Consider the following 26,186-nt stretch of genomic DNA (forward strand, 5'->3'; position numbering starts at 1 on the left):
CATGGATCCCGGGTCAAATCCGGGATGACCACCGCGTGGCTCCGTCCAAATCAACGGGCTCTACTGCTTGAAGCCAATCAGGACACCGTCGGCCCCGAGCGAGAGCTGCAAGCCCTGCCGGCGCGTGGCGAGGCGCAGGGTCACGCCCTTGTCGTTGCGCAGCCAGACCGTGCCGCGGCCCTGGTCGCCGACGGCCCACCCCTCCTTGAGCTGGACATAGGCCCCGGCGAAGTCGCCGACCCGCTGCAGCCCGTAGACGGTGCCCGAGGCGGTCGTCTTGGAGGCGCCGACCGTGCCGACGCCGAGGCCGCCGACCGTGATCGGATAGGAGCGGCCATGATAGCGCAGCGTGCCGCCACCGGCCTCGCCGCCGGCGATGAAGCCGGCCTGCACCTGCTCGATCCGCACCGTGCCGGTCGAGGGACCGAGATTGCGCTGCTGCGCCAGTGCCGGCGTGGCCAGCATCATCATGGCGGCCAAGGAAACTGCTGTCTGTCTGATCATCGTCATCGTCCTATTCCGCGCGCCGGTAGCAGCGCCGACGACTCAACGCGCGAGCGGGCATTTCGATCCCATGCCGACAAATCGATGCGTGGAGATCCCATCCGCGGAGCGACGGAAGGCACGGCGCCATCGGGCCTGAGGCCCCGTCGCGGCATGGATTTACGGTTTCTTAACCACGTCGTCCTCCCCTTGACCTGTCCGGCGGGGCTTCTGGGGGCTCGGAAAGGACGATCAAATGCACGACCTCGAACATGAGCAGGCCGTCATGGACCAACTCGTCGGCTTGCCGGTTGCGGAGGTGGAAAGGGATCTGATTCTGGCGACCTTGCGGGAAACGGATGGGAACAGGACCCATGCCGCGAATCTGCTCGGCATCGCCATCCGCACCTTGCGCAACAAGATCAACCTCTACGCCGCCGAAGGCTACGACGTGCCGGAACCGCCGCAGGGTGCGGCCTCGTAACGGCGCCGCCGCGCCTTTCCGTCAGCTTCCCTCCAGCAGCATGGCATAGATGTCTTCGCTGCTCGCGGCGCCGCGAATCCGATCGCAAGCCTCCGGCGAGCGCAGCCGCCGCGCGATGCAGGCGAGCGCGTCGATCCGCCCCTTGCCGCCGTTCTCGGGCGTCAGCACGAGGCAGACGAGATCGACCGGCCTGCCGTCGATCGCCTCATAGGCGACCGGCCGTTCGAGACGCGCCAGCAGGCCGAAAGGCTTCTCCAGCCCGGGAACGGGCGCATGCGGCATGGCGACCCCGCCGCCGACCCCGGTCGATCCGAGAGCCTCGCGCCGGATCAGCGCATCGAGAATGGCGGCCGGCGGCAGCGCGAGCTGTTCGGCGGCCGTTCGCGCGAGCGCCTGCAGCAGCGCGCCCTTCGAGCGCGCCGAAAGCGCGATGATGGAGCGTGGGAGGATGATGTCGGACGGGGTCATGCTTTGGTCTTCGTCACGTTCGGGCGGGCCGGAGGCCGGCTCACTCCGCCTCGCGCAGGCGATAGCCGACGCCGGTTTCGGTGGTGATGTATTGCGGCTGGTCGGGGGCGCGCTCGATCTTCTGTCTGAGCTGCCGGACATAGACCCGCAGATACTGCACGTCGGCCGAAGCGCCCCAGACCTGCTTCATCAGATATTGGTGGGTCAGCACCTTGCCGGCATGCTGCACGAGGATGCGCAGGATATCGTATTCCTTCGGCGAGAGCTTCACTTCCCTATCGCCCAGCCGGACGATGCGCTTGACCAGATCGACCGAGAGCTCGCCGGTCTGGAAGATCGGCTTCTCGCCCTGCTGCTGCAGCTTGTGACGCAGCGCGACCCGCAACCGCGCCGCGAGCTCCTTCATGCCGAAAGGCTTGGTGACGTAGTCGTCGGCTCCGTTCTCGAGCGCCTCGACGATGCCGGCCTCGTCGGTGCGGCTCGACAGGATCACGATCGGCAGCGCCAGCGCCTCCTCCCGCCATTTCCGCAGCAGCTCCTGGCCGGGCATGTCCGGCAGGCCGAGATCGAGGATGACGAGATCGGGCAATTGCTCCGCGATCCGCTCGATCGCCTCGCGCGCCGTGGCGGCCTCGCGGATGGCATAGCCCTCGGTCGAGAGGCCGACGCGCAGCAGGCGGCGGATCGCCGGCTCGTCGTCGACGACCAGAACCTCGATATCCGATGTCGTCATGTCAGCGGCTCCAACCTGTCCTGCCGCGCCTCGCTGGGCATCCGGATCGTGAAGACCGCGCCCGTGCGGTCCTGCCGGTTGCCGGCCTTGATCGTGCCACCCATCGCCTCGACGAAACCGCGGCAGATGGAGAGGCCGAGCCCGGTGCCGGCGCGAACCTGGTCGCCCTTCCTGACCCGGTAGAAGCTGTCGAAGACGCGCTCCAGATCGGCGGGCGGCAGGCCCGGGCCTTCGTCGGCGACCTCGATGGCGACCGCGCCGTCATCCAGCCGGGCGCTGATCGCGATCGTACTGCCGGCCGGCGCGTATTTGGCGGCGTTGTCGACGAGGTTGAACAGCACCTGCTCGAACAGCACGGGATCGAGCCTGAGCATCGGCAAATCTTCGGGAAGCCCGGTCTCGACGCGATGGCCGGCGGTGATCTTCGCGGCGCGGCGCAGCGCGCTGCCGACCACCTCGGCCACATCCACCGGCGCCGCATTCGGCTCCATCGCGCCGGATTCGATCTTGGTCATGTCGAGCAGATTGGCGATGAAGCGGTTGAGACGTTCGGATTCGTCGATCACGGTCGCGAGCAGGGCCGCGCGGTCGTCCTCCGGCAAGGCGTTGCGATAGTCGCGCAAGGTGCCGGCGGCGCCCATGATCGAGGCCAGCGGCGTCTTGAGATCGTGCGAGATCGAGGTCAACAGCGCCGAGCGCAGGCGGTCGGCCTCGGCTGCGAGCCTGGCCCGGTCGACATCGGCGACGAGCTGGATGCGCTCGATGGCGACGGCTGCCTGATCGGCCAGCGCATCGAGCAGGCGCTGCTGCTCGGGCGTCAGCAGCGGGCCTTCCCGGTCGTCGTCGAGGCCGATCACGCCGACAGCGGTCCGCCCCGTGCGCAACGGCAGATAGAAGCGCTTCGCGCCGGGCAGCGTATCGGCGCCGCGCCCGGCCGGACGGTTATGCTCCCAGGCCCAGCGCGCCGCGGCGATATCGGCATCGACCAGCGTGTCGTCGGGCGGATAGCCGGCGCGGACCGCGAGAGAGCCCTCCTCGGGCATGAGGATCACGACGCGCACCCGCAGCATCGAGGCGATCTGGAAGGCGCTCGCCCAGAGCACGTCGTCGAGCGTGCCCGTGCCGGCGAGCTTCTTGGAGAAGAGATAGAGATCCTCCGTGGTGCGGGCGCGCTGGCGGGCGGCATCGGCCTGGCGCTGGACGCGCGCGGTGAGGTTGCTGGCGATCACCGCGACGAGCAGGAAGAAGGCCAGCGCGACCGCGTTCTCCGGGTCGTTGATCGTCAGGGTGTAGAGCGGGGGGATGAAGAAGAAATTCAGCGCCAGCGCGCTCAGGACCGAAGCGAGGAGCGCCGGCCAGAAGCCGCCGGTGACGGCCGAGATCAGCACGCTCATCAAGAAGACCAGCGCGATATTGCGAAGGTCCATGACCTGGCTGAGCAGTTCGGCGACGCCGAGCGCGATCGCAACCGAGACGAGCACGCCGAGATAGGGCCGCAGGCTGAACGGGCGCGGGCCGTCGGCTGCGAGCGGGCGGGCGTCCTTCTCGCCTTCCGCGACCGAGACGACATGCACGCTGATGTCGCCGGCGCGGCGGATCAGGTCATGCGAGACCGAGCCGCTGAACAGCTCGCGCCAGCGCGGCTTGGCCGGCTTGCCGACGACGATCTGCGTGACGTTGTTCGCCGCCGCATGGCGAATGATCTCGCCGGCAACGTCCTGTCCCGGCAGGGTGACCGCCTCGCCGCCGAGCTGCTCGGCGAGCCGCAACGCGCCGGCCACACGCGTCTTGGCCGCTTCCGTCAGCGCGGCGGCGCGCGGCGTCTCGACATAGAGCGCGCTCCAGGGCGCGCGCAGCCGGTCGGCCTGGCGCTTGGCGAGGCGGACCAGGGCAGCGGAGCCGGCACCGTCATCGATGCAGACGAGGATGCGGTCCCCTGCCGCCCAGGGGCCGGGGATCGCGTGCCTCTGCATATGGCTGAGCAGTTGCTCGTCGACCCGTTGCGCCGTGCGGCGCAACGCCAATTCGCGCAGGGCCGTCAGGTTACCGGGCGAGAAGTAGTTCTCGATGGCGCGCCGAGCCGTATTGCCGAGATAGACCTTGCCCTCCTGGAGCCGCCTGATCAGGTCGGCCGGGGTCAGGTCGATGACCTCGATGTCGTCGGCGCGGTCGAGAACCGAATCCGGCACGGTTTCGCGCACCCGGATGCGGGTGATCTGCGCGACCACGTCGTTCAGGCTCTCGACATGCTGGATGTTCAGCGTGGTGTAGACGTCGATGCCCTGCGAGAGCAGTTCCTCGACATCGAGATGGCGCTTCGGATGGCGGCTGCCGGGGACATTGGTGTGTGCGAGCTCGTCGACCAGCACGAGCGCCGGCCGCCGGGCCAGGATGGCATCGAGATCCATCTCCTCCAGCTCGCGGTCCTTGTAGTCGACGCTCCGGCGCGGGACGATCTCGAAGCCGTCAACCAGCCCTTGCGTCTCCTTGCGGCCATGGGTTTCGACGATGCCGATGACGACATCGATGCCCTCGGCCTTCCGGGCCCTGCCGGAGGTCAGCATCTCATAGGTCTTGCCGACGCCCGGCGCCGCGCCGAGGAAGATCTTCAGGCGGCCGCGCCCCTCCCGCCGGGCGCTTTCGAGCAGCGCCTCGGGCGAGGGCCTGGCCCTGATCTCGCGATGATTCTCGGCGGTTGGCATGTCGGTATCGCGGGGCAATGGCGGATCGGGAGCCGCCATTGCCTTTGTGTCAGCGCGAAGCGGCGCCGTCGAGGGCGAGGTTGAGCGCGAGCACGTTGACGACGGGCTCGCCGAGGAAGCCGAGCTTGCGCGGCTCGACATGGGCGTCGACCAGCGCCTTGATGCCCGCAGGGTCGGCATTGCGCGCCTTGGCGACGCGCGCGACCTGGAAATAGGCGGCCTGCGGCGAGATATGCGGGTCGAGCCCGCTGCCCGAGGTCGTCACCAGATCCATCGGCACCGGCGCGCCGGGATTCTCGGCCTTGAGCTTCTCGGCATCCGCCTTGATGCGCTCGACCAGCTTCTGGCTGGTCGGGCCGAGATTGGAACCGCCGGAGCTCGCGGCATTATAGGGCGCGTCGATGGTCTTCGTGCTGTCGGCCGGATCGGTCGCGACCGTCGCCGAGGGGCGGCCGTGGAAATAGCGCTCGCCGGTGAAATTCTGGCCGATCAGGCTGGAGCCGATGATCTTGCCGTCCTTCTCGATCAGGCTGCCATTGGCCTGGCGTGGGAAGACGATCTGGGCGATGCCGGTCATCGCCAGCGGGTAGACGAGGCCGGTGATCGCCGTGAGGGCGAGGATCATCACCAGAGCGGGGCGGATCTGCTTGAGCATGGTGGCGGCTCCTTAGACGAGGTGCAGCGCGGTCACGGCCATGTCGATGGCCTTGATACCGATGAAGGGCACGACGAGCCCGCCGAGCCCGTAGACGAGCAGGTTGCGGCTAAGCAAAGCGCCGGCGCCGACGGCCCGGTACTTCACGCCCTTCAGCGCGAGCGGGATCAGCGCGACGATGATCAGCGCGTTGAAGATGATGGCCGACAGGATGGCGCTCTGCGGCGTCTGCAAACCCATGATGTTGAGCGCGCCGAGCTGCGGGTAGAAGGCCAGGAACATCGCCGGGATGATGGCGAAGTACTTGGCGACGTCGTTGGCGATCGAGAAGGTTGTCAGGGCGCCGCGCGTCATCAGGAGCTGCTTGCCGATCTCGACGATCTCGATGAGCTTGGTCGGGTCCGAGTCGAGATCGACCATGTTGCCAGCCTCGCGCGCCGCGACCGTGCCGGTGTTCATGGCGACGCCGACATCGGCCTGCGCCAGCGCCGGCGCATCGTTGGTGCCGTCGCCGCACATGGCGACGAGCTTGCCCTTGGCCTGCTCCTCGCGGATCAAAGTGAGCTTGTTCTCCGGCGTGGCCTGGGCGAGGAAATCGTCGACGCCGGCCTCGGCCGCGATGGCGGCGGCGGTCATCGGATTGTCGCCAGTGATCATCACGGTGCGGATGCCCATGCGGCGCAGTTCCGCGAAGCGCTCGCGGACGCCGCCCTTGACGATGTCCTTGAGGTGGATGACGCCGAGCAGGCGCCCATCCTTCGCCACGGCGAGCGGCGTGCCGCCGGCCTTGGCGATCTCGGCGGCACTGGCCTGGACCTCGCGCACCACGCCGGCCGCGGGGCGTGCCCCTATAGCGCCGGCCTCGACATGGTTCAGCACGGCATCGACGGCGCCCTTGCGGATCTGCGAGCCTTCGAGATCGACGCCGCTCATCCGGCTCTGCGCGGTAAAGGGCACGAAGCTGGCATGGAGGGCGCCCATGTCACGGGCGCGGATGCCGTATTTCTCCTTGGCGAGCACGACGATCGAGCGGCCCTCCGGCGTCTCGTCGGCGAGCGAGGCGATCTGGGCAGCGTCCGCAAGCTCCTGCTCGCTGACGCCGGAGACCGGCTTGAACTCCGTCGCCTGGCGGTTGCCGAGCGTGATCGTGCCGGTCTTGTCGAGCAGAAGCGTGTCGACGTCGCCGGCGGCCTCGACGGCGCGGCCGGACATGGCGAGCACGTTGAAGCGCACCAGCCGGTCCATGCCGGCGATGCCGATGGCCGAGAGCAGCGCCCCGATGGTAGTCGGGATCAGCGTCACGAACAGCGCGACCAGCACCACGACCGGGATATAGCCCCCGGCATAGGCGGCGAAGCTCGGGATCGTCGCGGTGGCGAGCACGAAGATCAGCGTCATGCCGGCGAGCAGGATGTTGAGCGCGATCTCGTTGGGCGTCTTCTGGCGCTCGGCGCCTTCGACCAGCGCGATCATGCGATCGATGAAGGTCGAGCCGGCGGCCGCGGTGATGCGCACGCGGATCCAGTCGGAGAGCACCTGCGTGCCGCCGGTCACGGCGGAGCGGTCGCCGCCGGATTCGCGGATGACGGGCGCGGATTCGCCGGTGATCGCGGCCTCGTTCACCGAGGCGACGCCCTCAATGACCTCGCCATCCGAGGGGATGATGTCGCCGGCCTCGACCAGCACGACATCGCCGACCTTGAGCGAGGTGCCGGGCACGAGCCGGAACTGGCTGCGATCCTCGCCCGAAAGCAGCTTGGCCTGCGTTTCCGCGCGGGTCTTGCGCAACGAATCCGCCTGCGCCTTGCCTCGCCCTTCCGCGACCGCTTCCGCGAAATTGGCGAAGAGCACGGTGAACCACAGCCAGATCACGATCTGGAAGGAAAAGCCGAGATGGCTGCCGCCGGTGACGAGGTCCCGGAGGAAAAGGATGGTGGTGAGCAGCGACACCACGGCGACGACGAACATCACCGGATTGCGGGCGAGGCTGCGCGGATCGAGCTTGCGGAGGGCGTCGCCCAGCGCCGGCACGAGGATGCGGGCGTCGATCAGGCTCGCGGATTTGGACTGGCTCATGAGAGACTCCAGCGAAGAAGGGGCTGCCGGTTAGGCGCCGGCAAGCAGCGCGGCCAGCGCCCGGGCGACCAGCACGAAGAGCGCGAGCCCGGCCGTGACGGCGAGGATGAGGGTGGAAGGGCGTGGCCCTGCCTTGCCGGCTCCCGCGCCGTCGGCACGGTGGGGCGGCAGGGCATCACGGCGCAGATTGCGAAGACAGCTCGACATGGCAGCCTCCTCAGAAGCTCTGCCCGGCGAGCATCGCCAGATGCTCGACGATCGGGCCGACCGCCAGCGCCGGGAAGAAGGTCAGGCCGCCGACGATCACGATGACGCCGACGAGGAGCCCGACGAAGAGCGGGCCGTCCGTCGGGAAGGTGCCGGCGGAGGCGGGCACCGACTTCTTCGCGGCGAGCGAGCCGGCGATGGCGAGCGCCGGGACGATGACCAGGAAGCGCCCGACCAGCATGGTGATGCCCAGGGTGAGGTTGTACCAGAGCGTGTTGGCCGAGAGGCTGGCGAAGGCCGAGCCGTTGTTCGCCGCCGCCGAGGTGTAGGCGTAAAGGATCTCGGAGAAGCCGTGCGGCCCGCTATTGCCGACGCTGGCGACGGCGCCCGGCAACACCGCGGAGATGGCGGTGAAGGTCAGCATGCCAGCCGGCAGGCACAGCACGGCGAGCATCGCCATCTTGACCTCCTTGGCCTCGATCTTCTTGCCGAGATATTCCGGCGTGCGGCCGACCATCAGCCCGGCGACGAAGATCGCCAGCACGACGAAGAGCACGATGCCGTAGAAGCCGGCGCCGACGCCACCGACGATGACCTCGCCGAGCTCCATGTTGATCAGCGGGATCAGGCCGCCGAGCGCGGTGAAGCTGCCATGCATGGCATTGACCGCGCCGCAGGAGGCCGCGGTGGTGACGACCGCGAAGAGCGCCGAGAGCGGAATGCCGAAGCGGATTTCCTTGCCCTCGAGATTGCCGCCCTGCAGGCCGAGCGCCTGGACGAGCGGGTTGCCGGCGGCCTCGGCCCAGTAGCAGACGATGACGCCAGCGATGAACAGCGTGCCCATCGCGGCGAGGATCGCCCAGCCCTGGCGCTCATTGCCGACCATGCGGCCGAAGACATTGGTGAGGGCCGCGCCGATCGCGAAGATCGAGACCATCTGGAGCATGTTCGAGATGGCGTCGGGATTCTCGAAGGGATGGGCGGCATTGGCGTTGAAGAAGCCGCCGCCATTGGTGCCGAGCATCTTGATCGCGACCTGCGAGGCGACGGGGCCGCGCGCGATCGTCTGCTGCGCGCCTTCGAGCGTCGTCGCCGTGACGGCGGCGTCGAGTGTCTGAGGCATGCCCAGCGCGACATAGGCCAGCGTCAGCACCACGCAGAGCGGCAGGAGGACGTAGAGGATGGCGCGGGTCAGATCGACCCAGAAGCTGCCGACCGTCTTGGCCGAGGCGCGGGCGAAGCCGCGAATCAGCGCCACCGCGATCGCGATGCCGGTCGCCGCCGAAACGAAGTTCTGCACGGTGAGGCCGAGCATCTGCGTCAGATAGGACATCGTGCTCTCGCCGCCGTAGTTCTGCCAGTTCGTGTTGGTCACGAAGCTCACGGCGGTGTTGAAGGCGAGATCGGGGGCGACCGTCGCCATGCCGTCCGGGTTCAGCGGCAACCCAGCCTGGACGCGCTGCAGCCCGTAGAGCAGCAACAGGCCGGCGAGGTTGAACAGCAGCAGCGCGACGGCGTAGCCGCTCCAATGCTGCTCCTCGCGCCCATGCGTGCCGGCCAAGGCATAAAGCCCGCGTTCGACCGGCGCGAACAGCGGCGAGAGGACAGTGCGCTCGCCGTTGAAGACGCGCGTCATATAGCCGCCGAGCGGCTTGGTCAGCGCGACGACGAGCGCGCAGAAGACGAGGATCTGGATCCAGCCGTAGAGAGTCATGGCAAAAGCTTCCGGTGGCGCCGAGCGCGGTCAGAACCGCTCGGGGCGGAGCAGCGCATAGGTGAGGTAGACCAGCAGAATCGCGGTCACGGCCCCACCGAGGAGGTAGTCGAGGATCATGGCGCGGTTCCCCGACTCAAAGTGCGTCGCAGGCGGCGACATAGGCGAGGGAGGCGGCGAAGAAGGCCAGGCCCAGCCCGATCATGACGATATCCATTGCCGTGGTCCCTTTGGCCGAGGCATTGCGGGCGAACCCCGGCTGCCGCCGCGCCTGCTTTCCAGCGGAAAGGGGCGTGGGCAGACGGATCGACCGTGCAGGGGATTATCGTGAGGCCGGCATAGCCGTTCGAGACGGGCGGGCGCGTCTCAATATAGGAATCTTATAGGAATTCCGCGGCTCGCCATGCGCAAGAGGCCCGCCGGGCGCCGGCATCGGCCGATACGTCCCGAGCCGGGCACGATCGTCCGCGTGGAGCAGACCCTCCGCATCATCCCTATCGAAAGGCGATGCGCGCGGTATGATGAGCGCCATCTGTCGCACGATCCCAGACAGTCCCTTGCGAGGCGGTGCAACATGAAGAAGCTTTTCGCAGTCGCGTGCTGCCTGCTCCTGACGGGGTGCGGAGGGTTCGTGTTCCCCGGCCCGGAGCAGAGCGCTCCGATGGAGTGGGGAGGCCAACCCCAGGTGCCTCAAGGCGCCAACGACTTTCAGCCATCCCGTGCCGACAATCAGATGACCTCGTCCTGCACGATGAGGGGGCAGGGCGTCGTTTGCAGGTGAGGCGCCTGCGAAACCGTCGCGGGGCAATGATGCCGCGACCGCGCAGACGGGTCGATACCGCCGCGGAGCTGGGCCTTGGCCGAATCACGCTTGGCGCGAGCGCTCTTCAGGCCGATCTAGGATAGGGACGATCGTCCTGGCTCCCAGTGGCGGCCTGCGAACGCTCCTGACACGAGGACAGCAAAAAACCGGCCTTTGCGGGGCCGGTTGCGGTGATCTGCGGTCTTCCGTGAAGGAGGAGATGGTGGAGCCAGGCGGAATCGAACCGCCGACCTCTTGAATGCCATTCAAGCGCTCTCCCAACTGAGCTATGGCCCCACACGAGACGACCGAGTTGGGATCGGCCGTCAATCGGACTTTATTCAAACCGCCTCGGCGGTTCCGTCCGGGCCGCCTGCCGGCGACGCAGCGCTCTATAGGCGGCCCGGGCTGAAGACACAAGCGCCTAATGTCGCCTTGCCGTCATCTTTTTTGAAGGCTGTGGATCAGTTGTCCTCGTCGCCCTCGATGTCGCCGTCGATCAGATCGGAAACATCGTCGTCGCCTTCCTCGTCCTCTTCCAGGAAGGTGTCGTCATCGTCGTCGGCGACGATGTCGTCCTCGACCTCGATGTCATCCTCGCTGGTGACGACGACGTCCTTCTCGCTCGCCTCGGCGTCGGCATCCTCGAGCGAGACGAGCTCGACCGCGCCATCGGCGACCTCGACCTCGTCCTCATCCTCTGCCGGCTTCGCCGCCACGGCCGCAGCCGCCTTGGCCTGCGGCTCGAACATCGCGCGCGGATACGCCTGCCCGGTATAGGGGGAGACGATAGGGTCCTTGTTCAAATCGTAGAACTTGCGACCCGTGACCGGGCAAACGCGCTTCGTTCCGAGTTCCGGTTTCGCCACTGCGTCGGACCTTCAACCATCATGTTCTGAAAAGCAGGCGCGTCCGTTAATCGGGGCGGACGGCGCTGTCAAATGCTGATTTGCGCGATGTGATCACCCCGCGCAAGTCCAATGCGTTTTCCAGAGCCCCTGCGCGCGCCCCGGACGCGCGCATTGGCGCGGCTCGCACGGGCATGCTAGGGCGGGCGCGCAGCTCGTTTGGCCCAAAGCGCAGAGATTCCGACCCCGTGTCCCACGACCATGACCCCGTCCCCGTCACCGCCCGCGCTGGGGGCCCGCTCAAGGGCCGCGTCCGCGTGCCCGGCGACAAATCGATTTCCCACCGGGCGATGATCTTCGGCCTCCTGGCCATCGGCGAGACGAAGGTGAGCGGCCTGCTCGAAGGCGAGGATGTGATGCGCACCGCCGCCGCCGCGCGCGCGCTCGGCGCCGTCGTCCACCATGACGGGCCGGGCGCCTGGCGCGTGCAGGGTGTCGGCGTCGGCGGCCTGCACCAGCCGGCGGATATCCTCGATTTCGGCAATGCCGGCACCGGCTCGCGCCTGATGATGGGCGTCTGCGGCTCGCATCCGATCACCACGACCTTCGACGGCGACGCCTCGCTGCGCAAGCGGCCGATGCGGCGCATCCTCGACCCGCTCGAGCAGATGGGCACCGTCGTCGTCTCGCAGCAGGAGGGCGGCCGCGTGCCGCTGACCCTGCGCGGCCCGAAGGAGGCGATCCCGATCGTCTACGCTCCCCCGGTCGCCTCGGCGCAGATCAAATCGGCAGTGCTGCTCGCGGCGCTTGCCGCGCCCGGCGAGACCACGGTGATCGAGGCGGAGGCGACGCGCGACCACACCGAGAAGATGCTGGCCCATTTCGGCGCCGAGATCACGGTGACGCCGGAAGGCGCGCATGGCAGGCGCATCGTGCTGAAGGGCCAGCCCGAATTGCAGGCGGCGCCGATCGTCGTGCCGGCCGACCCCTCCTCCGCCGCCTTCCCGCTGGTGGCGGGGCTGATCGTGCCCGGCTCCGACATCCTGCTCGAAAGCGTGATGACCAATCCGCTGCGCTCCGGCCTGCTGACGACGCTGATCGAGATGGGCGCCGACATCACGGTCGAGCGCGAGGCCAATGAAGGCGGCGAGACCGTCGCAGACCTGCGCGTGCGCGGCTCGCAGCTCAAGGGCGTGACGGTGCCGCCGGAACGCGCGCCTTCGATGATCGACGAATATCCGGTGCTGGCGGTCGCAGCCGCCTTCGCCACCGGCACGACGCGGATGCGCGGCCTGCAGGAATTGCGCGTGAAGGAATCCGACCGCCTCGCCGCAGTCGAGGCCGGGCTGAAGGCTGCCGGCGTGACCTGCTGGATCGAGGGCGACGATCTGATCGTCGAGGGCTCGGGCGGCGCGCCCGTGCGCGGCGGCGGGCCGATCGCGACCCATCTCGACCACCGCATCGCGATGAGCTTCCTGGTGATGGGCCTTGCGACCCAGAATCCCGTCGTGGTCGATGACGGTCTGATGATCGCGACGAGCTTCCCGAGCTTCACCGCTCTGATGAACGGTCTCGGAGGCCGGATCGGATGAAGCCAGCCACGGGCGACCTCGTCATCGCCGTGGACGGCCCCGCCGCATCGGGCAAGGGCACGCTGGCGAAGCGGCTCGCCGCCCATTACGGCCTGCCCTGCCTCGACACCGGCCTGCTCTACCGCATGGTGGCGCGCGCCATGCTCGATGCCGGACACGACATCCATGACGCGGCGGCGGCCGAGCACCTCGTCGGCAGCTTCGACGAGACCGGTTTTCCGGAGGAGCGCCTGCGCGGCGGCGAGATCGGCGAGGCGGCTTCCGTCGTCGCGGCGATGCCGGCGGTGCGGGCGGGGCTGCTCGCCCGGCAGCGGCGCTTCGCCGCGCAGCCGGGCGGAGCCGTGCTCGACGGGCGCGACATCGGCACGGTGATCTGCCCGGACGCTCCCGCCAAGCTCTTCGTCACCGCGACGCCGGAGGTGCGCGCGGCGCGGCGCCACAAGGAGCTCCTCGGCCGGGGCGAGGATGTCGCCTTCGAGAGCATCCTCGCCGATATCCGCCGGCGCGATGCGCGCGATTCGGGCCGCAGCGACGCGCCGCTGAAGGCGGCCGAGGACGCGATCATTCTCGACACCTCGGCGCTGAGCGTCGAGGAGGTGGTCGCCGCCGCCATCGGCATCGTCGAGCGGCGACGCGCGGCCTGAGGCGCTTTCCCGCTCGTTCTCGCGAGATTGCTATCTAAACAGGCCTGAAAGCCGGCTTTTCAGCCTTGGCCTCGTCGAGAAGCCGGCGCACACTCACCACCGCGACGGGATGGCGGAGGTGGCGATGCGGCGCTGGCTGTACGGTCTCTCAGGTCTGGCTGCGGCGGCGCTGTGGAGCCAGGCCGCGCCGAATGCGCAGCCGGCAAATGCGCCGCCCGAGGAGGTCGACGTCGCGCTCGTGCTGGCGGTCGACATTTCCTATTCGATGGATCTCGACGAGCTCGCCTTGCAGCGCAACGGCTATATCGAGGCCTTCCGCTCCAAGCCGCTGCAGGACGCCATCAGCAATGGCGCGATCGGCAAGATCGCCGTGACCTATTTCGAATGGGCCGGCGGCAATTTCCAGCACATCGTGCGGCCCTGGAAGATCATCGACGGCCCGGCCGCCGCCAATGCCTTCGCGGAGGAGCTCGGCGAGGCGCCGACGCGGCGCGGCCGGCGCACCTCGATCTCGGGGGCGATCGATCTCGGCGTGCAACTGCTCGAACAGTCCAACGTCACGGCGATGCGCCGCGTCATCGACATCTCCGGCGACGGCGCCAACAATGACGGGCGCCCCGTCACCGCCGCGCGCGACGAGGCAGGCGCCAAGGGCATCGCCATCAACGGCCTGCCGGTGATGCTGAAACAGGCGGGCTATTTCGACATCGACAATCTCGACGTCTACTACAAGGACTGCGTCGTCACCGGCATCGGCGCCTTCGTCATCCCGATCCGCGAGAAGCACCAGTTCGTCGAGGCGACGCGCACCAAGCTCCTGCGCGAGATCGCTGCCGTGCCGCCGGATGCAACGGTCCAGAAGGCGCAGGCCGGCGACCCGTCGACCTGCCTTGCCGGGGAACGGCAATGGCGCGACCGGATGGGAAATTGAGGGTAGGTCTCAGGTCCCCCGTGGCTTCGCCCGCGTCGTCGGCAAGGCGGCGGCGGGGTCGTCGGGCCAGAGATGGCGGGGATAGCGGCCCTTCATCTCCGATTTCACCGCCGCCCATGAGCCGCGCCAGAAACCGGGCAGGTCGCGCGTCACCTGGATCGGCCGATGCGCGGGCGAAAGCAATTCGAGGACCAGCGGCACGCGCCCGCCGGCCAGCGCCGGATGGCTCGCCAGCCCATAGAGCTCCTGAACGCGCACTGAAATCGTCGGCCCGGCCTCGGCCGCGTAGTCCACGGCGAAAGAGGAGCCGGTCGGGGCGGTGAAATGCGTCGGCGCCTCGGCATCGAGCCGGCGCTTCAGCTCCCAGGGGACGAGGCCCGCCAGCGCCGAATCGAGATCGGCCGGCTGGATCGCCGCGAGCGAGGCGCGGCCGAGGATATGCGGCGCGAGCCAGTCTTCGGGATTCTGCGCGAGCCCTTCGTCGGAGAGATCGGGCCAGCCCTGCTCGGCTTCGGCCTTGCGCAGGAAGGCGACACGCTCGCGCAACTGATTCTGCCCCTTCGTCCAGGGCAGCAGGCCGATGCCCAGCGCGGCGATGCCTTTCGCCAGCGCCCCAGCATTCTCAAGCGTCCCGGCGACGGGCAAGGGGCGTTCCGCCAAAGCGAGTGCGCCGTAACGGCGCACCGCTCGTACCCGCAAGGCGCGGGCGGCCCGGTCGAAGCTCGCCTCCTCGCGCTCGGTGATGGCGTAGGGCGCGAGGCCATGGCCGACGAGCATGCCGATTTCCGCTTCGCTGATCGCTGCGGCGGCCATGATCCGGGCCTGCTGCGCCGACCCCGTCATCTCCGCGACGACGATGTAAGGTTCGCGCGCCAGGCGCTGCGATGCTTCGAGCGCGCCGCCGCGGCCATTGGCGAGGAGATACTGGCCGGAGCCCGGCGCACGCGCCTTGGCGACCCGGTCGGGATAGGCGAAGGCGAGCAGGAGGCCGGGCGAGAGCGGCTCGCCCGCCGCAGCCCCGTCTGTCCGGGCATGGCGTTCGGCGGTGCGGGCCCAGCCCTCCGCCAGACGGCGCATATCGCCGGCCCGGCCGCCGCGCTCGCGGGACAAGCGCTCCAGCCGCTCGGCCAGATCGATCGCATCGCCGCCAAGGCCGCGCTCGACCAGCACGGCGGCGAGATCGGCGGCGGCGCCGGCTTGCCCGAAGCGGGCGGCGGCCATGACCATACGCGCGAGGCGGGGCGGCAAGGGCAGGGCCTGCAAGGCGCGACCGTCCGGCGTGATGCGCCCATCCGCATCGAGCGCGCCGACCGCCTCCAGAAGACCGCGCGCCTCCTTGAGGGCGGGCGCGGGCGGCGGATCGAGGAAGGCCAGCGTCGTCGGGTCGGCGACGCCCCAGGCGGCGCAGTCGAGCAACAACGGGCTCAGATCGGCGGACAGGATTTCAGGCCGGGCGAAGGGTTCGAGCGCGCCCGTCGCGGCCTCCTCCCAGAGCCGGTAGCAGATTCCCGGCTCTGTGCGGCCGGCGCGGCCACGGCGCTGGTCAGCGGCAGCGCGGCTGACGCGGCGCGTCTCCAGTCGCGTCACGCCGATATCGGGCTCGTAGACGGGCACGCGGGCGAGGCCGGAATCGATCACGACGCGTACGCCCTCGATGGTCAGCGACGTCTCGGCGATCGCCGTGGCGAGCACGACCTTGCGCCTGCCCGCAGGCGCCGGCAGCACGGCCCGGTCCTGCTCGCGCTGGTCAAGCGCGCCATAGAGCGGAGCGATCTCGACAGCTGGATCGCGCAGCCTTTCGCGCAGGCGCTCCTCGACGCGGCGGATCTCGCCCTGCCCCGGCAGGAAGACGAGCTGCGAGCCGGGTTGCTCGTTCAGCGCCAGCAGCACGGTTTCGGTAACCTGATCCTCGATGCGCTTCAGCGGATCGCGGCCGCGATAGCGCGTCTCGACAGGATAGGCGCGGCCCTCGCTCTCGATCACCGGCGCATCGCCGAGCAGCCTCGCGACGCGGGCGCCGTCGAGCGTCGCGGACATGACGAGGATGCGCAGATCCTCGCGCAGGCCGCCCTGGGCGTCGAGCGCCAGCGCCAGGCCGAAATCGGCGTCGAGCGAACGCTCGTGGAATTCGTCGAAGAGCACGGCCGCGACGCCGTCCAGCGCGGGATCATCGAGGATCATCCGGGCGAAGACGCCCTCGGTCACGACCTCGATGCGCGTCTTCGGACCGATCCTAGAGCCGAGGCGCACGCGCAGACCGACCGTCTCGCCGACCTGCTCGCCGAGCGTCTGGGCCATCCGGTTCGCCGCGCCGCGCGCCGCCAGACGGCGCGGTTCGAGCAGGATGAGCTTGCCGCCTTTCGTCCAGGGTTCGTCCAGCAGGGCGAGCGGCACGCGCGTGGTCTTGCCGGCGCCGGGCGGAGCGACCAGCACGGCATTCGGCCGTGCGCGCAAGGATGCGGCGAGGTCGTCGAGGACGGCATCGATGGGCAGGGCTTGATCGAAGGCGCGCATGTCCGGCCGATGTGGCGCAGCCGCGGCCCGCACGCAAGCGGATCGCAGCTTCCGGCCCGCAGGATCAATCCGCAGCACGGTCCTGACGGCGCGCGAAGAAGCTCACCATGGTCTCGACGAGCTCGCGCGGACGTTCTTCCGGCACATAATGCCCGCAATCCTTGATGATGGCACCCTCGGGCTCCGTCGCGACGCGTTTCATCGTGTTCAGGGCTGCCTCGCCATAGCCATGGTCGCCACCCACGGCCAGCACCGGACAGAGCAGGGGCGATGCGCCGAGCCTGAGATTGTCGTCCCGGTCCTGGGGGATCAAGGCGCGGTAATGCGCGAACATTCCCCGAAGGCCACCCGGCGCGGCCGCCGCGCGGGCGTAATGGCCGATATCCTCCTCGGTGATGCTCGTCGGATCGAAAGTGCCCACGTTCTCGCGGCGGATCATCGCCTTGATGAAGAGATGCTCCCGGCCGCGCACGAGTTCCTCGGCAATGTCCCCGGCGCGGTTGAAACCAAAATGCCAGCTTCCGCCATTTGCCACATCCATCGCCCGTTCCTGCCCGAAGCCGGGCAGGCCCGATTCGATGAAGACGAGCCCGCGCGTCCGCCGGGGCCAGTTGGCCGCGAGCGGATAGGCGACCTGGCCGCCGAGATCGTGACCGACGATCCAGGCCGTCGCGATGCCGAGACGATCGAACATCGCCACCAGGTCACTCGCCACGACCAGCTTGGAATGAATGCCTTCCGGCTTGCTGCTGTCACCGAAACCACGCAGATCCGGAGCAATGACGCGAAACCCCGCTGCCGCAAGCAGGGGAATGACCTTGCGCCAGGCGTGGGAGGTCTGCGGCCAACCATGCAACAGCAGCACGGTCTCCCCGTGCTCGGGCCCGGCGAAAACCGCATGCAGACGTAAGTCCGCCGCGATGCGGATGGTGCGATGTTCGAGCATGATGGAAACGACGTGATCCGGCCTTGTGGCGCCCTCCCCCAAGCGATCATGCGCGCCAGCCGAAAGCAAGGCTGCGCCCCCGGATCCGGCATGCGGCGAGGTGAGGGCGAGAGAGCCACTCGCCAGCCCGCGCGCGTCATGCTAACCGCTGACCTCATGACTGAGACCGGCCAGACCCGCATCCAGAACCGCTTCCAGACCTGCGCCCGCGAGGGGCGGGCTGCGCTCGTGACCTTCGTCACGGCAGGCGACCCCGATTTCGAGACCGCGAGCGCCATTCTCGCCGCCCTCCCCGCGGCCGGCGCCGATGTGATCGAGCTCGGCGTGCCCTTCACGGATCCGATGGCGGACGGCGTGCCGGTCCAGCTCGCCGGGCAGCGCGCGCTCAAGGCCGGGCAGACCTTGCGCAAGACGCTCGCCATGGTCGAGAGCTTCCGCAAGGCCGGCCATGACACGCCGATCGTGCTGATGGGCTACTACAATCCGATCTGGGTCTATGGCGTCGAGGCCTTCCTGGCCGAGGCGCGCCGTGTCGGTGTCGACGGGCTGATCGTGGTCGACCTGCCGCCGGAGGAGGATTCCGAGCTCTGCCTGCCGGCGCTCAAGGCCGGCGTCTCCTTCATCCGCCTGGCCACGCCGACGACCGACGACAAGCGCCTGCCCAAGGTGCTGCAGAACACTTCGGGCTTCGTCTACTACGTCTCGATGACCGGCGTGACCGGCGGCGCCATCGCCGATTACGGCGCGGTGGGCGATGCCGTCACCCGCATCAAGCGCCACACCGGCCTGCCCGTCGCGGTCGGCTTCGGCGTGAAGACCGCGACTGACGCCGCCACCATCGCCAAGAGCGCGGACGGCGTCGTCGTCGGTTCGGCGCTTGTGGAGCGCGTCCGACTTTCGCTCGACGCCGAGGGCAAGGCCACGGAAAAGACCGTTTCGGCTGTCACCTCGCTGGTCGCCGAACTCGCGCAAGGCGTGCGCTCGGTGGCGAAGGCCGCGTGAACGGGCTTGCACGCCGGGCCTTTGCCGGCGAAAAGCCAATCCCCATCTCTCGCCTGACGGCGCATGCCGCCGAAGGCCCATCAGGGATGATCCGATGAACTGGATTTCCGAAGTCGTCCGGCCGCGCATCAAGACGCTGTTCAAGCGCGAGACACCGGAGAATCTCTGGATCAAATGCCCGGATTCCGGGCAGATGGTCTTCCATAAGGATGTCGAGGCCAATGGCTACGTCATCCCCGGCTCCGAGCATCATATGCGCGTCACCGCGCCGGAGCGGCTGCGGCTGACCTTCGACGAAGGCAAGTGGCTCGACGTCGCGCTGCCTGAGGTCGCGATCGACCCGCTCAAGTTCCGCGACGAGAAGCGCTATGTCGACCGGCTGAAGGATGCCCGCGCCAAGACCGGCGCACAGGACGCCTTCAAGGTCGGCTATGGCCGGGTCAAGGGCCTGCCGATGACCATCGCCGCGCAGGATTTCCACTTCATGGGCGGTTCGCTCGGTATGGCGGCCGGCGAGGCCTTCATCAAGGGCGCAGAGACGGCCCTTGAGAAGAAGACGCCCTATGTCGTCTTCGCGGCTTCCGGCGGAGCGCGCATGCAGGAAGGCATCCTCTCGCTGATGCAATTGCCGCGCACCACCGTTGCGATCCGGCGCCTGCGCGCGGCAGGCCTGCCCTATTTCGTGGTGCTGACCAATCCGACCACCGGCGGCGTCACCGCCTCCTACGCGATGCTCGGCGATATCCACATCGCGGAGCCCGGCGCGCTGATCGGCTTCGCCGGGCCGCGCGTGATCGAGCAGACGATCCGCGAAAAGCTGCCGGACGGCTTCCAGCGCTCGGAATATCTCAAGGACCACGGCATGGTCGACATGGTCGTGCATCGCCGCGACCTGCCGGAGACGCTCTCGCGCCTCGGCCGCCTGCTGATGAAGCAGCCCGCGGGCGAAGCCGGCAAAGCTGCACCGGCTCTGCCGCCGCAGCCGGTCGCCGAGGCGGTCTGAGGCTCGTTCGACCAAGGGCGCGCGCATCATGGGGTCTTCCGACACGCTGCTCGCGCGCTTCATGGCGCTGCATCCCAAGCTGATCGACCTTTCGCTCGGCCGCATCCTCACCCTGCTGGAACGGCTGGGCGATCCCCAGAAAAAGCTGCCGCCGGTGATCCATGTCGCCGGCACCAACGGCAAGGGCTCGACCATCGCCTTCATGCGGGCGATCCTCGAGGCGGCGGGCCTGTCGGTGCATGTCTACATCTCGCCGCATCTGGTGCGCTTCCATGAGCGCATCCGGCTGGGCGCGCCCGGCGGCGGGCGCTTCGTGGAAGAGAACACGCTGGTCGAGGCGCTGGAGCGCTGCGAGGCCGTCAATGCCGGCGATCCCATCACCTTCTTCGAGATGACGACGGCCGCGGGGCTGCTGCTCTTCGCCGAACATCCGGCCGACGTGCTGCTGCTGGAGGTCGGACTCGGCGGTCGCTTCGACGCCACCAACGTCATCGCCCACCCGGCCTGCACGGTGGTGACGCCAGTCTCGCTCGACCATTCCGAATATCTCGGCGACACCGTGACCAAGATCGCGGGCGAGAAGGCCGGCATCTTCAAGCGCGGCGCCCCGGCCGTGATCGCGCCGCAGGAGCCCGAGCCGACCGCGGTTCTCGAAGCCGCCGCCGAACGGGCCGGCGCCTCGAAGATCCTGATCGGCGCGCAGGACTTCAACGTCCACGAAGCCGGCGGGCGACTGGTCTACGAGGATCAGGACGGTCTGCTCGACCTGCCGCTGCCGCGTCTCGCCGGGCGCCACCAGCACATCAATGCCGGCACGGCGATCGCGGCCCTGCGCGCCGCCGGCTATGGCGGGCTGCCCACACGCGCCTTCGAGGACGGCATGCGCAACGCCGACTGGCCGGCGCGCTTGCAGCGGCTGGCACGGGGACATCTCGCCGCGCTGGTGCCGGAACGCGCCGAGCTCTGGCTCGATGGCGGACACAATCCCGATGGCGGGCGCGTGCTGGCGCAGGCCATGGCCGATCTCGCCGACCGCAACCCGGCGCCGCTGGTGATGATCGCGGGCCTGCTCTCGACCAAGGACGCCGCTGCCACGCTCGGCCATTTCAAGGGCCTGGCCCAGATGCTCTACGCCGTGCCGATCCAGAACTCGCTCGCCGCCCGCCCGGCCGAGGAGGTCGCGGAGGCCGCGCGCGGCGCGGGCCTGCCGGCCGAGACCGCCAGCTCCGTCGAGCAGGCGCTGCGAACGATCGCCGCCGGCGATTGGCCCGCGCCGCCGCGCATCCTGATCTGCGGCTCGCTCTATCTGGCCGGCGAGGTGCTTTCGGCCAATGGCACGCTGCCAGCTTGAGCCGCCACAGGGGAAGGTCGGCCCTGCACTGCCGCTGAGGAAACATCCATGCCCATTCCCGGTCTGACGATCCTGGCCGCGACATTTCTCTGCGGCCTGCTCGGCGGTTGCGTCACCTCCGGCGGCACGACCGCGTCCGAGGAAGGCGCCGAACGCGTGGCGGCCGGCAAGCCGACCTTCCTGCGGCAGACCTATATGACGATGGACGAGCACTGCCGACCGGTGAAGCGCCCGTCCGGCGTGCTGACCGAGCCGCCCGTTCACGGCAAGGTCCGGATGGCGACGAAAAACGCCAAGGCCGAATACGGGCCGGGAGACCATCAGCACTGCGACGGCAAGCTCGGCCCCTCGCTCGCCTTCGAGTACACGGGACGGCCGGGTTATCGCGGCCCGGACAGCTTCGGCGTACGCGTGCGCTACAATGACGGCGAGATCCGCCAGGCGCGGTTCAAGGTCGAGGTCTACTGAACAGCGAAAGGCGGTCCCCCATGCAGCGCAGCTTCGGAGCCGGCGGACCGGCCGTTTCCACCATTGGCCAGGGCAGCTGGTATATCGAGCAGGGTGACCGGCGCGCGGCCATCGCGGCGCTCAGGCGCGGGCTCGATCTCGGGCTGAGCCATATCGACACCGCCGAAATGTATGGCGACGGCCGTTCCGAGGCGATCATCGGCGAGGCCATCGCCGGGCGGCGCGATGAGGTCTTCCTCGTCTCGAAGGTGCTGCCGCACAACGCCTCGCGGCAGGGCGTGCGCGCCGCCTGCGAGCGCTCGCTGCAACATCTGAAGACCGACCGGCTCGACTGCTACCTGCTGCACTGGCGCGGGCCGCATCCCCTGGCGGAGACCTTCGCTGCCTTCGAGGCGCTGAAGCAGGAGGGCAAGATCCTGTCCTGGGGTGTCAGCAATTTCGACGAGGACGATCTCGACGAGGCGCTGGCCGCCGCCGGCAAGGGCAAGATCGCCTGCAACCAGGTGCTCTATTACCTGCGCGAGCGCGCCATCGAGCACGCCGTCATTCCGTGGTGCGAGCGGCACGGCGTCGCCGTCACCGCCTACAGCCCCTTCGGCCATCACGACTTTCCGGAACCGGGCAGCGCGCAGGGCAAGGTGCTGGCCGAGATCGCGCAAGCGCATGGCGCAACGCCCCGGCAAGTCGCGCTCGCCTTCCTGACGCGAAGGCCCGCCGTCTTCGCCATCCCGAAGGCCGGCAGCGTCGCCCATGTCGAGGACAATGCCGGCGCGCTGAATCTCACCCTGTCGGAAAGCGACGTCGCCCGGATCGATGCCGCCTTCCCGCGCGGGCGCAAACCATCCTCGTTGCCGATGATCTGAGGGCGCTGGAAACCACGATCCGCCTTATCGCTTTACAGGCCTGCCTGCCCGCGCTTTCCTAGAGTCAAGGGCAAGGCCGTCACAGAGCCCGCGAACGCCCGCTCGACAGTTGTTGCGTTTTCGGAGTCTCGGCCATGCGTCGCTTTCTCGGCATTCTTGCCGTTCTGTTCCTGTCCGTTTTCGGTGCCGCCAAAGCCCAGGCCGGCGTCGATGTGAAGGTCGACATCGCCGCGCAGCGGATGACGGTGACCGCTCCCAATGGCGAGACCTATGACTGGAAGATCTCGTCAGGGCGAACCGGCTTCCGCTCGCCGAACGGCGTCTACCGGCCGACGCGCCTCGAAAAGAACTGGTACTCGCGCAAATATGGCGGCGCGATGCCCCATGCCGTGTTCTTCCGCGGCGGCTATGCCATCCACGGCACGACCTCGATCGCCGCGCTCGGCCGCCCGGCCTCGCATGGCTGCATCCGGCTGCATCCGGCCAACGCCGCGAAGCTCTTCGCGCTGGTGAAGAAATACGGCGCGAGCCAGACGCGCATCGCGCTCAACGGCGCCGCGCCCGACAATCTCTCGCGCTTCGCCAAGGCCTCCACGCACAAGGCCAAGGCCGCCCATGTCGCCAAGCTCGGCGGCAGCAAGGCGAAGGTCGCCAAGGCCAAGACGCAGCGCAGCCCGGCCGTTGCCACGGCGCGGCAGGGCGGGAGCCATGGCTGGGAAGCGGCACGCGGCCAGATCATGCTGCGGCCCGCCATCCCCGCCGACGCCTATGGCTATCAGCCCTATTATCCGAGCGGCTACGGTTACGGCTGGCGTTGAGGCGCAAGCGCCTCGGGCGCGATCCTCAGCCAGCCTTCCAGCGTCTCGCCCGGCTGAAGTCGCTTCAGCGGCGCAGCAGTGCGGGCCGCCGGCTCGCTCGGCGCGCCGATGGCGTGGCTCTGCGGCTCGACGCAGAGGAAATCCGCGCCCGCCGGGGCCCAGACCACCGGGCAGTTCAGGCTCTCGCTCGCGGTCAGCGTGACCGCGAGGCCGGTCGAGGGCGTCTCGATCCGCGCCGTCCCGTCCCAGTCGAGAAAGCTCCAGGCGGTGACGTCGTCGCGGCGAAAGGGTTTTGGCGCGACATAGGGTCCGCCATCATCGAAACTCTGCTGCCCGGTCGCGCGGAAGGCTTCGCCGAAGACGAGAGCGCCGGCGGCCCGCATGACGAGGCGCGTATCCGCGGCGCAGGGAAACCAGGGATGGTGCCCGATTCCGTAAGGGAGTGCCGTGTCCGCCTCGTTCTCGATCGACAGGCGAATGGTCATACCGTCCTGGCCGAGCGCAATCTCCTGCCGGGCCCGGTAACGATAGGGGTCGGGGCCGTCGGTGCGGCGGTGTTCGAGCACGGTATGGCTGCGGTCATACCGCAGCACCTGCCAGTTCGCCTGCCAGCCGAAGCCGTGGATCGTACCGCCGCCGCCCGGATCGTTGGACGGGACGAGGAAACGCCGCTCGCCATCGTCGACCACGCTCCCGAAGGCGCGATTGGCGAAGGGCAGTAACGCCCATGTTCCGCAGAAGATGGGCGAGGCCGTCGAAAGCGGTTCGTCGCCGGACGGCTTCAGCAGAGCGTGCAGGCGCCCGTCCGGCCCAAGCCAGTCGAGACGGGAGACGATGCCGCCCGCCTCCGGAACGATCATGGCCTTCAGGCCGGCGGCTTCGAGCTCGAGCATCGGGATGTCCAGAATCAGGGAATGCGCGATGGAGATTCGCGCCATGGCGATCGGCATACAAGTCTCGCCATGGGGCTCTTGACCGGGCCTCGCGCCGCGAGGACATTGCGCTCCCTTCTGGAGCCTGCCATGCCCAAACCACTGATCGCGCTCGACTGGGGCACAACCCGCGCGCGCGCCTTCCTGATCTCCGAAGCCGGTGAGGTCGCGATGCGGCGCATGGCCGATCAGGGCATCCAGTCCGTGCCGGCAGGTGGCTATCCGGCGGCTTTCGAGGCGCTCGCGGGCGATCTCCGGCGCGCCGCACCCGAGGCGGCGATCGTGCTGGCCGGCATGGTCGGCAGCCGCAATGGCTGGGTCGAAGCGCCCTATGTCGCCTGCCCGGCCTCGCCTGACGCGATCGCCGCCGCCGGCATCGCCGTGGAACTCACCGCGGGCAACCATGCGACGATCCTGCCGGGGCTGAGCTGCGACGATGGCAGCTTCGACGTGATGCGCGGCGAGGAGACGCTGGTCGTCGGGCTCGGTCTCACGGACGGGCTTGCCTGCCTGCCGGGAACCCATTCGAAATGGGCGGAGGTCAAGGGCGGGCGGATCACGCGTTTCGCCAGCTTCATGACCGGCGAGATCTATGGGCTGCTGCGCAACCAGTCGATCCTCGCGCGGCTTGCCGAGGAGCCCGCCGGTGACGACGCCAACAGCGGCGCCGCACGCGGCTTTGCTGCGGCGAAGCGCCCCGCCGGCCTGCTCAACGCCGCCTTCGGCGCCCGGACCGAGGTGCTCGCCGGCCGGATGAAGGGCGGCGAGGTCGGGCCTTTCCTCTCCTCGCTGCTGGTGGCGCAGGAGATCGCCGGGGCGCAGGCGCTGTTCGGCCGGACGGGTCACATCCAGCTCGTCGCCGACGGCGTCATGGCGGAGAGCTATGGCGCCGGGCTCGCGGCGGCGGGCATCGCGGCCGTCGTCACGACGCCGGAAGCCGCCTTCGTCGCCGGCGTGCGGCGCCTCGCAGCGGGCCTCACCCGATGATCCTCGTCTTCGGTTCGATCAATATCGATCTGGTCACCCCGGTCGAGCGCCTGCCCGGCGCCGGTGAGACGGTGCTCGGGCCGGATTACGCGGTCCACCCCGGCGGCAAGGGCGCCAACCAGGCGCTGGCAGCGCGGCGTGCCGGCGCCGCCGTCACCATGGTCGGAGCGACCGGCCGGGACGGCTTCGGCGAAACGGCCCTGTCGCTGCTGGCCGCCGACGGCGTCGACCTCGCTTATGTCGCGCAGGTCGATGCGCCGACCGGCGCGGCCTTCATCGCCATCGACAGCGAGGGCGCCAACCAGATCATCGTCGCCGCGGGCGCCAATGCGCAGGCCAGCCCCGACGCCCTGAGACAGATGACCCTGGGGTCCGAGGACATCCTGCTGCTGCAGCGGGAGGTGCCGGAGGATGGCTGCCTCGAGGCCGCGCGGCTGATGAAGCACGCGGGTGGCCGCGTCATCCTCAACCTCGCGCCGGCCGGGGCTCCCGCGCCGGCGCTGCTCGACCTCGTCGACATCCTGATCGTCAACGAGCATGAAGCGCTCGTCCTCGCGCAGTCCCTCGGCTGGCCCGAACGCGACCCCGACGCCATCGCCCAGCGCCTCGATGCCGAACGCGGCATCATCGGCATCGCCACCTTGGGCGCGGCCGGCGTCGTCGGCTGGCAAAGCGGGGTGCGGCGGCGCCTCGAAGCACCCCGCGTCACGGTCGTCGACACGGTCGCCGCGGGGGACAGCTTCACCGGCGCCTTCGCCGCCGCGCTGGCGGCCGGCTATGGCCTCTCGGGCGCGCTGCAGCGCGGGCTGGCGGCCGGGTCGCTCGCCTGCACGCGGGCCGGCGCGCAGCCGAGCATCCCGCGCGCCGAGGAGATCGCCACGCTCGTCGGGCAGTCCTTTCTATGAATGCGGTAAGCCCGGGTTAAGCCTGACGGCGACAAAGGCGCGCTCCATTCGCGATTTC

24 protein-coding genes, 1 tRNA gene and 1 pseudogene are annotated in these 26,186 nt (G+C 69.0%); 12 read left to right on the forward strand and 14 right to left on the reverse strand.

Features of this window, described 5'->3' with window-relative positions:
* Positions 1–60 precede the first annotated feature (60 nt).
* Complete coding sequence (locus tag GY40_RS17520) at positions 61–504, reverse strand: hypothetical protein (protein ID WP_156115986.1); 444 nt, start codon at positions 502–504, stop codon at positions 61–63.
* A gap of 274 nt (positions 505–778) precedes the next feature.
* Between GY40_RS17520 and GY40_RS17525 the strand changes: the two are divergent.
* Positions 779–967, forward strand: a pseudogene (locus GY40_RS17525) (helix-turn-helix domain-containing protein); the annotation flags it as partial.
* A gap of 21 nt (positions 968–988) precedes the next feature.
* Here the strand turns inward: GY40_RS17525 and GY40_RS17530 are convergent.
* The 10 genes from GY40_RS17530 to GY40_RS17575 form a co-directional block, all read right to left on the reverse strand.
* A complete protein-coding gene (locus GY40_RS17530; protein ID WP_038364828.1) occupies positions 989–1,435 on the reverse strand; it encodes a PTS sugar transporter subunit IIA in 447 nt (148 codons plus the stop codon).
* Between the two features lie 40 nt (positions 1,436–1,475).
* A complete protein-coding gene (locus tag GY40_RS17535; RefSeq protein WP_038364830.1) occupies positions 1,476–2,168 on the reverse strand; it encodes a response regulator in 693 nt (230 codons plus the stop codon).
* Positions 2,165–4,870: a sensor histidine kinase gene (locus GY40_RS17540; protein WP_038364833.1), complete on the reverse strand. Its 2,706-nt coding sequence runs from the start codon at positions 4,868–4,870 to the stop codon at positions 2,165–2,167. Before GY40_RS17540 ends, GY40_RS17535 begins: the two co-directional genes overlap by 4 nt.
* A 49-nt stretch (positions 4,871–4,919) precedes the next feature.
* Positions 4,920–5,525, reverse strand: a complete 606-nt coding sequence (locus GY40_RS17545) for a K(+)-transporting ATPase subunit C (RefSeq protein WP_038364835.1) — start codon at positions 5,523–5,525, stop codon at positions 4,920–4,922.
* A 12-nt stretch (positions 5,526–5,537) separates the two neighbouring features.
* Positions 5,538–7,601: a potassium-transporting ATPase subunit KdpB gene (gene kdpB / locus GY40_RS17550; protein WP_038364837.1), complete on the reverse strand. Its 2,064-nt coding sequence runs from the start codon at positions 7,599–7,601 to the stop codon at positions 5,538–5,540.
* A 30-nt stretch (positions 7,602–7,631) separates the two neighbouring features.
* Positions 7,632–7,808 carry a hypothetical protein gene (locus tag GY40_RS27640; protein WP_156115988.1) on the reverse strand — a complete coding sequence of 59 codons (177 nt, stop codon included), beginning with the start codon at positions 7,806–7,808 and terminating at the stop codon, positions 7,632–7,634.
* A 10-nt stretch (positions 7,809–7,818) separates the two neighbouring features.
* Complete coding sequence (gene kdpA, locus GY40_RS17555) at positions 7,819–9,522, reverse strand: potassium-transporting ATPase subunit KdpA (protein WP_038364840.1); 1,704 nt, start codon at positions 9,520–9,522, stop codon at positions 7,819–7,821.
* Positions 9,523–9,552: 30 nt separating this feature from the next.
* Positions 9,553–9,642 (reverse strand): K(+)-transporting ATPase subunit F, encoded by a 90-nt coding sequence (locus tag GY40_RS27150; protein WP_038364842.1) that lies wholly within the window; start codon positions 9,640–9,642, stop codon positions 9,553–9,555.
* Positions 9,643–10,545: 903 nt separating this feature from the next.
* Positions 10,546–10,621 (reverse strand) — tRNA-Ala (locus tag GY40_RS17570).
* Positions 10,622–10,788: 167 nt separating this feature from the next.
* Entirely contained in the window at positions 10,789–11,193 is a 405-nt protein-coding gene (locus GY40_RS17575; protein WP_038364845.1) for a TIGR02300 family protein, read from the reverse strand.
* Positions 11,194–11,420: 227 nt separating this feature from the next.
* Here GY40_RS17575 and aroA point away from each other — a divergent pair, with 227 nt between their 5' ends.
* The 3 genes from aroA to GY40_RS17590 all read left to right on the forward strand — a co-directional run bounded on the left by aroA (position 11,421) and on the right by GY40_RS17590 (position 14,339).
* On the forward strand, positions 11,421–12,764 hold the full coding sequence (aroA, locus tag GY40_RS17580; RefSeq protein WP_038364847.1) for a 3-phosphoshikimate 1-carboxyvinyltransferase: 1,344 nt from the start codon (positions 11,421–11,423) through the stop codon (positions 12,762–12,764).
* Positions 12,761–13,408, forward strand: a complete 648-nt coding sequence (cmk, locus tag GY40_RS17585) for a (d)CMP kinase (RefSeq protein WP_038364850.1) — start codon at positions 12,761–12,763, stop codon at positions 13,406–13,408. The genes aroA and cmk overlap by 4 nt, the downstream gene beginning before the upstream one ends.
* A gap of 124 nt (positions 13,409–13,532) precedes the next feature.
* Positions 13,533–14,339 (forward strand): DUF1194 domain-containing protein, encoded by an 807-nt coding sequence (locus tag GY40_RS17590; protein ID WP_038365230.1) that lies wholly within the window; start codon positions 13,533–13,535, stop codon positions 14,337–14,339.
* A 9-nt stretch (positions 14,340–14,348) separates the two neighbouring features.
* On the opposite strand, the gene hrpB is transcribed toward GY40_RS17590, so the two are convergent.
* Together hrpB and GY40_RS17600 are read right to left on the reverse strand one after the other, a co-directional pair.
* Entirely contained in the window at positions 14,349–16,853 is a 2,505-nt protein-coding gene (gene hrpB / locus GY40_RS17595; RefSeq protein ID WP_038365233.1) for an ATP-dependent helicase HrpB, read from the reverse strand.
* A 64-nt stretch (positions 16,854–16,917) separates the two neighbouring features.
* On the reverse strand, positions 16,918–17,799 hold the full coding sequence (locus GY40_RS17600; RefSeq protein ID WP_051988224.1) for an alpha/beta fold hydrolase: 882 nt from the start codon (positions 17,797–17,799) through the stop codon (positions 16,918–16,920).
* Between the two features lie 156 nt (positions 17,800–17,955).
* On the opposite strand from GY40_RS17600, the gene trpA reads away from it, so the two are divergent.
* The 6 genes from trpA to GY40_RS26635 all read left to right on the forward strand — a co-directional run bounded on the left by trpA (position 17,956) and on the right by GY40_RS26635 (position 23,304).
* A complete protein-coding gene (trpA, locus tag GY40_RS17605; RefSeq protein WP_038365238.1) occupies positions 17,956–18,801 on the forward strand; it encodes a tryptophan synthase subunit alpha in 846 nt (281 codons plus the stop codon).
* Between the two features lie 94 nt (positions 18,802–18,895).
* A complete protein-coding gene (gene accD, locus GY40_RS17610; RefSeq protein WP_038364853.1) occupies positions 18,896–19,804 on the forward strand; it encodes an acetyl-CoA carboxylase, carboxyltransferase subunit beta in 909 nt (302 codons plus the stop codon).
* A gap of 28 nt (positions 19,805–19,832) precedes the next feature.
* On the forward strand, positions 19,833–21,155 hold the full coding sequence (locus tag GY40_RS17615) for a bifunctional folylpolyglutamate synthase/dihydrofolate synthase (protein ID WP_038364856.1): 1,323 nt from the start codon (positions 19,833–19,835) through the stop codon (positions 21,153–21,155).
* Between the two features lie 48 nt (positions 21,156–21,203).
* The gene (locus GY40_RS17620) at positions 21,204–21,623 is read left to right on the forward strand and encodes a hypothetical protein (RefSeq protein WP_038364859.1); all 420 of its coding nucleotides are present in this window, start codon (positions 21,204–21,206) and stop codon (positions 21,621–21,623) included.
* A gap of 20 nt (positions 21,624–21,643) precedes the next feature.
* Positions 21,644–22,486, forward strand: a complete 843-nt coding sequence (locus GY40_RS17625; RefSeq protein WP_038364861.1) for an aldo/keto reductase — start codon at positions 21,644–21,646, stop codon at positions 22,484–22,486.
* Positions 22,487–22,620: 134 nt separating this feature from the next.
* Positions 22,621–23,304, forward strand: coding sequence for a L,D-transpeptidase (locus tag GY40_RS26635; RefSeq protein ID WP_051988225.1), 684 nt, complete (start codon positions 22,621–22,623; stop codon positions 23,302–23,304).
* Here GY40_RS26635 and GY40_RS17635 read toward each other — a convergent pair.
* Positions 23,289–24,197 carry an aldose epimerase family protein gene (locus tag GY40_RS17635; protein ID WP_248311204.1) on the reverse strand — a complete coding sequence of 303 codons (909 nt, stop codon included), beginning with the start codon at positions 24,195–24,197 and terminating at the stop codon, positions 23,289–23,291. The genes GY40_RS26635 and GY40_RS17635 overlap by 16 nt on opposite strands.
* 129 nt (positions 24,198–24,326) lie before the next feature.
* Between GY40_RS17635 and GY40_RS17640 the strand changes: the two genes are divergently transcribed.
* Together GY40_RS17640 and GY40_RS17645 are read left to right on the forward strand one after the other, a co-directional pair.
* Positions 24,327–25,223, forward strand: coding sequence for a 2-dehydro-3-deoxygalactonokinase (locus tag GY40_RS17640; protein ID WP_038364864.1), 897 nt, complete (start codon positions 24,327–24,329; stop codon positions 25,221–25,223).
* Positions 25,220–26,128, forward strand: coding sequence for a ribokinase (locus GY40_RS17645; protein WP_038364865.1), 909 nt, complete (start codon positions 25,220–25,222; stop codon positions 26,126–26,128). The genes GY40_RS17640 and GY40_RS17645 overlap by 4 nt, the downstream gene beginning before the upstream one ends.
* The last annotated feature ends 58 nt before the right edge of the window (positions 26,129–26,186 follow it).

Source organism: Allobosea sp. UNC402CLCol, from assembly GCF_000745475.1.
Classification (GTDB): Bacteria; Pseudomonadota; Alphaproteobacteria; order Rhizobiales; family Beijerinckiaceae; genus Allobosea; species Allobosea spartocytisi.

Bases quoted from the DNA above. Each gene is read 5' to 3' on its own strand.
- kdpA (WP_038364840.1), bottom strand. From the start codon at position 9,522: ATGACTCTCTACGGCTGGATCCAGATCCTCGTCTTCTGCGCGCTCGTC.
- GY40_RS17635 (WP_248311204.1), bottom strand. From the start codon at position 24,197: ATGCTCGAGCTCGAAGCCGCCGGCCTGAAGGCCATGATCGTTCCGGAG.
- GY40_RS17590 (WP_038365230.1), top strand. From the start codon at position 13,533: ATGCGGCGCTGGCTGTACGGTCTCTCAGGTCTGGCTGCGGCGGCGCTG.
- GY40_RS17640 (WP_038364864.1), top strand. From the start codon at position 24,327: ATGCCCAAACCACTGATCGCGCTCGACTGGGGCACAACCCGCGCGCGC.
- GY40_RS17600 (WP_051988224.1), bottom strand. From the start codon at position 17,799: ATGCTCGAACATCGCACCATCCGCATCGCGGCGGACTTACGTCTGCAT.
- GY40_RS17520 (WP_156115986.1), bottom strand. From the start codon at position 504: ATGATCAGACAGACAGCAGTTTCCTTGGCCGCCATGATGATGCTGGCC.
- GY40_RS17620 (WP_038364859.1), top strand. From the start codon at position 21,204: ATGCCCATTCCCGGTCTGACGATCCTGGCCGCGACATTTCTCTGCGGC.
- accD (WP_038364853.1), top strand. From the start codon at position 18,896: ATGAACTGGATTTCCGAAGTCGTCCGGCCGCGCATCAAGACGCTGTTC.
- GY40_RS27640 (WP_156115988.1), bottom strand. From the start codon at position 7,808: ATGTCGAGCTGTCTTCGCAATCTGCGCCGTGATGCCCTGCCGCCCCAC.
- GY40_RS17530 (WP_038364828.1), bottom strand. From the start codon at position 1,435: ATGACCCCGTCCGACATCATCCTCCCACGCTCCATCATCGCGCTTTCG.
- GY40_RS26635 (WP_051988225.1), top strand. From the start codon at position 22,621: ATGCGTCGCTTTCTCGGCATTCTTGCCGTTCTGTTCCTGTCCGTTTTC.
- GY40_RS17625 (WP_038364861.1), top strand. From the start codon at position 21,644: ATGCAGCGCAGCTTCGGAGCCGGCGGACCGGCCGTTTCCACCATTGGC.
- cmk (WP_038364850.1), top strand. From the start codon at position 12,761: ATGAAGCCAGCCACGGGCGACCTCGTCATCGCCGTGGACGGCCCCGCC.
- GY40_RS17615 (WP_038364856.1), top strand. From the start codon at position 19,833: ATGGGGTCTTCCGACACGCTGCTCGCGCGCTTCATGGCGCTGCATCCC.
- GY40_RS17535 (WP_038364830.1), bottom strand. From the start codon at position 2,168: ATGACGACATCGGATATCGAGGTTCTGGTCGTCGACGACGAGCCGGCG.
- hrpB (WP_038365233.1), bottom strand. From the start codon at position 16,853: ATGCGCGCCTTCGATCAAGCCCTGCCCATCGATGCCGTCCTCGACGAC.
- GY40_RS17545 (WP_038364835.1), bottom strand. From the start codon at position 5,525: ATGCTCAAGCAGATCCGCCCCGCTCTGGTGATGATCCTCGCCCTCACG.
- trpA (WP_038365238.1), top strand. From the start codon at position 17,956: ATGACTGAGACCGGCCAGACCCGCATCCAGAACCGCTTCCAGACCTGC.
- kdpB (WP_038364837.1), bottom strand. From the start codon at position 7,601: ATGAGCCAGTCCAAATCCGCGAGCCTGATCGACGCCCGCATCCTCGTG.
- GY40_RS17645 (WP_038364865.1), top strand. From the start codon at position 25,220: ATGATCCTCGTCTTCGGTTCGATCAATATCGATCTGGTCACCCCGGTC.
- GY40_RS17540 (WP_038364833.1), bottom strand. From the start codon at position 4,870: ATGCCAACCGCCGAGAATCATCGCGAGATCAGGGCCAGGCCCTCGCCC.
- GY40_RS27150 (WP_038364842.1), bottom strand. From the start codon at position 9,642: ATGATCCTCGACTACCTCCTCGGTGGGGCCGTGACCGCGATTCTGCTG.